This window comes from Mycobacterium sp. TH-M82 (assembly GCF_057473605.1).
This window is the reverse complement of sequence record NZ_JBYCKY010000680.1, coordinates 1-3,848: the sequence shown is the minus strand read 5'-3', so window position 1 is coordinate 3,848 and position 3,848 is coordinate 1. Positions and strand designations below refer to the sequence as shown.

Sequence of the window (3,848 nt, the reverse complement as noted above, 5' to 3'; positions counted from 1 at the left end):
GAGCCCGCCGCGCAGCGGCGCACCGTGGCGATCGACCTGCGCGACGACTGGCCGGCGGCGCTGCAAGCGGCCGGCTTCGACGCCGGGCAGCCCACGTCGTGGAGCGCCGAAGGCCTGCTGGTGTATCTGCCGCCCGAGGCGCAGGACCGCCTGTTCGACAACATCGCCGCGCTGTCGGCGCCGGGCAGCAGGATCGCCACCGAACACCTGGACCTGCGTAACATCCCGTCGGACTGGGCCCAGAAGCTCACCGAGCGGTCGCGGCGGCTGGGCTCCAACATCAACCTGGCTGAGTTGTTCTACACCGGCGACCGCAACACCGCCGCCGAGTACCTCGCCGGCCACGGCTGGCGGATCGACATCCGAACGACCGAGCGGGCCTACGCCGAGCACGGCTTCGAGTTGCCGAACGACGACCTGGCCTCGTTCGGCGACGCGTCCGGCTACCTGACGGCGACCCTGGCGTAGCGGTCAAAGCTTTTTCAGTCGGCGCAGCAATCGGCGCCGGTTTCGGGCCAGACTTCGGGTTGATCGTGTTGGGCATGATGCCTATTCGCATCGTCGTGACTCTCTCGTCGTCAACGGAGGCTACGCCGCGGCGGTCGCCGCACCCATCGGAAAACGGGTTGATGCGATGCCGTTTCGTCTGGTCGGATCCCTGGCATGGTGGAAATACGTGAGATCGCGACGGGGCAGACAGCGCAGGCCGCCGGGGCAATGCTCGCCTTGCGGCCGAGATGGAAGACCGCCGATGCGATGGTCGACTTCATCGATACCGTTCTGCGGCCCGCCGGCTACCGGCTCGCCGGCGCTTTTGAACGCCCCTCCGATGCGGCCGTGTCGGTGGTCGGCTTCCGGGAAGCGTGGTCGGCGGCGTGGGGGCATTCCCTGTATGTCGACGACGTGAGCACCGTGGCCTCAGCACGCGGCCGCGGGTACGCCGACGCGCTGCTGCGGTGGGTGATCGCCGAAGCGCGAAATCGCGAATGTGAAGCAATCCATCTGGATTCGGGTGTCGGCGATGACCGGGCCGCAGCCCACCGGCTGTACATGAGGAACCACCTGCGGATATCGGCGCATCATTTCTCGAGAGAACTTGGCTGATACGGGGCCGCGACCGTTGCGCCGAAACATTGAGCATGCAATTATATTGCGCATTCAATGTTACTTCGGGGAAGCATATTCCGGAAGGGAACGGCCGCGATGCACGACGGGACACCGCTGGAGGGCAAGGTCGCCATCGTCACGGGAACGAGCCGCGGCGTCGGGGTCGGCATCGCACATGAACTGCTGCGGGCCGGGGCGACCGTCGTCGGCTGCTCCCGGGGCGCACTGGACGCGATGCCGGGGGTGAGCGACAACCCGGACTGGGCGCGGCGTTCGTCGCAGCGGGTCTGCGATCAGGGCGACTATCGGGCGATCGACGAGTTCGTCTCGGCGGTGGTGGCCGACTACGGCCGCGTCGACATCCTGGTCAACAACGCCGGCGGCACGGTCCCCACCCCGCACGTCGAGGACGTTCCCGAACTGGTCCAGCGCATCCAGGGCGCCCCCAAAGGGGCCGACGACCTCGAACGCACGATGTTGTTCCACGCGTTCGCGATCCAGATGAACCTGATCAGTCCCCTGTGGTTCGCCATCCGGGTGTTCCGCCAGATGCGCACGCAGGACGGGGTGGGTTCGATCGTCAACATCTCCAGCGGGGCGGGTCATCCGGCGGGTTCGCCGACGCTGGTGTCCTACGGCGCCGCCAAATCCGGGCTCAACCACCTGACCCGGTCGCTGGCCCAGGAGTGGGGCCCGAAGGCGCGGGTGAACTGTCTGGCGCTGGGGCCGACGATGACCGACAACTTCAAGTCGTTCGTGCTGCCCAAGGACGACCCGGACGGCGCCCGGTACTTCGCCGACGTACCGCTGCACCGCGCCGGCGAGCCGGCCGAGGTCGGGCGCGCCGCGGTGTTCCTGTGCAGCGGCGCAGCCGATTTCATCAACGGCACCACGATCGAGATCGACGGCGGCATGCTGCCGGGCGTGCTCTACGAGGCGGGCCTCAAGACGATCACGGACCTGCTGTGAAGAGCGTCGTCCAGTTCTCCACCGGCAACGTCGGCCGGCACGCCCTGCAGATGATCGTCGAGCGTCCCGATCTTCGCCTGGCCGGCGTGCACGCCCACGGCGCCGACAAGGTGGGCCGCGACGCCGCGCGGCTGTGCGGGCTGGCCGAGCCGACGGGGATCGTGGCCACCGACGACGTCGACGCGCTGGTGGCGCTGGGCGCCGACTGCGTGGTGTACACCGCCCAGGCCGAGACCCGCCCCCACCAGGCGATCGCCGAGATCTGCCGCTTCCTGCGCGCGGGCACCAATGTGGTTGGCACGTCGATGGTTTGGCTGGTCGCCCCGCGGCACGCCGACGCGTGGCTGACCGAGCCGCTGACCAAGGCATGCCAGGACGGCGGCACGTCGCTGTACATCAACGGCGTCGACCCGGGATTCTCCGGGGACAGCCTGGTCTACACCGCGTTGACGCTGGCGGGTCGGGCCACCGCGATCACGGTGTCGGAGATCTGCGACTACGGAAGTTACGACGACGCCGAGTTCACCGGCGTCAGTTTCGGTTTCGGCTTCGCCCCGGATCAGCGTCCGATCATGTTCGAGCCGGGCGTGCTGGCCTCGCTGTGGGGCGGGCAGGTCCGGTCGCTGGCCGCCCTGCTCGGCGTCGCCCTCGACGAGGTCCGCGAGCGGCACGAGAACTGGGTGACACCGGCCCAGATCGACTGCACGATGATGACGGTCCCGCCCGGGCGGGTGGCCGCGGTCCGGTTCGCGGTGGAGGGGATCCACCGCGGCGAACCCGTGATCACCATGGAGCACGTCAACAGGCTCACCGCCGCGGCGGCCCCCCACTGGCCCTACCCGCCCGACGGCAGGCCGGGCGTGCACCGCGTGGTGGTGCGGGGAAATCCGGGTGTGGAGATCAACACCCACCTGGGCCTCGACGGCGTCGACCACAACCAGGGCGGGGTCGTCGCCACCGCCGCGCGGGCCGTCAACGCCATCGGCGACGTGTGCGCCGCGCCGCCGGGACTGCTTGCCGCGCAGGATCTTCCGGCGGCCCATGCGCACACCGCGATGTGGTGAGCGTGGCGGGCAAGATCGCGCCCCGCCGGCCACCCGGCGGCGGTCAGGAGCGCGCCGAGCGCACCCGCGAACGGGTGCTCGACGAAACCGTGCGCTGCGTCAACGAGGAGGGCTTCGCCGCCGCCAGCGCCCGCCACATCGCCGAGCGGGCCGGGGTCACCTGGGGCGTGGTGCAGTACCACTTCGGCGACCGGGACGGCCTGCTGATGGCCGTCGCCGACCGCGGGCTGGCCGAACTCGTCGGCGCCCTGCGCACCCTGCCGCCCGCCACGGCGGGCGCCACCCGCCACGAGCGGGTGCGCCTGGTCATCGACGCGGCCTGGCAGGTGTTCTCCAGCCCGACGACGCGGGCGTCGCTGGAGATCCTGATCGCCACCAGGGCGCGGCGCGACCGGCGCGCCACCCGGCACCTGCGCCGGTTGCAGCAAGCCGTCAACGACCTGAGCCGCGACGTCGCCGCGGGCCTCGACAGCCCGCACGCGTCCGCGATCGGGGACCTGATCTGGGCGGCGATGCGCGGGCTGGTGGTCTCTCAGCTCGTCGCCGGCATACCGGTCGACACCACCCGCGAACAGCGGGCGCTCGTCGAGGTGATCTGCGCCTACCTCGAACGGCATCGCGCGGATTGACCTACTTCCAGGCGAACACCGGTTGTTCGAGCTCGTCGACCGGGTCGTGCCGCCCCTCCAGGCCCAGCCACCGCAGTTG

5 protein-coding genes and 1 pseudogene are annotated in these 3,848 nt (G+C 70.1%); 5 read left to right on the top strand and 1 reads right to left on the bottom strand.

Translation table 11 applies throughout. The annotated features are described in order from the left end of the window. The 5 genes from AC2VON_RS19940 to AC2VON_RS19920 all read left to right on the top strand — a co-directional run. Positions 1–468: SAM-dependent methyltransferase (locus AC2VON_RS19940; protein ID WP_486954491.1), on the top strand; the 468-nt coding region annotated here is incomplete at its 5' end. A gap of 195 nt (positions 469–663) precedes the next feature. Then, the gene (locus AC2VON_RS19935) at positions 664–1,104 is read left to right on the top strand and encodes a GNAT family N-acetyltransferase (RefSeq protein WP_486954490.1); all 441 of its coding nucleotides are present in this window, start codon (positions 664–666) and stop codon (positions 1,102–1,104) included. A 99-nt stretch (positions 1,105–1,203) separates the two neighbouring features. Then, positions 1,204–2,076, top strand: a complete 873-nt coding sequence (locus AC2VON_RS19930; protein WP_407685463.1) for an SDR family NAD(P)-dependent oxidoreductase — start codon at positions 1,204–1,206, stop codon at positions 2,074–2,076. Next, complete coding sequence (locus AC2VON_RS19925) at positions 2,073–3,140, top strand: NAD(P)H-dependent amine dehydrogenase family protein (protein ID WP_407685462.1); 1,068 nt, start codon at positions 2,073–2,075, stop codon at positions 3,138–3,140. Before AC2VON_RS19930 ends, AC2VON_RS19925 begins: the two co-directional genes overlap by 4 nt. Positions 3,141–3,142: 2 nt before the next feature. Further along, positions 3,143–3,769, top strand: a complete 627-nt coding sequence (locus AC2VON_RS19920) for a TetR/AcrR family transcriptional regulator (RefSeq protein WP_486954489.1) — start codon at positions 3,143–3,145, stop codon at positions 3,767–3,769. A 1-nt stretch (position 3,770) separates the two neighbouring features. On the opposite strand, the pseudogene AC2VON_RS19915 reads toward AC2VON_RS19920, so the two are convergent. Continuing rightward, positions 3,771–3,848, bottom strand: a pseudogene (locus AC2VON_RS19915) (CoA pyrophosphatase); the annotation flags it as partial.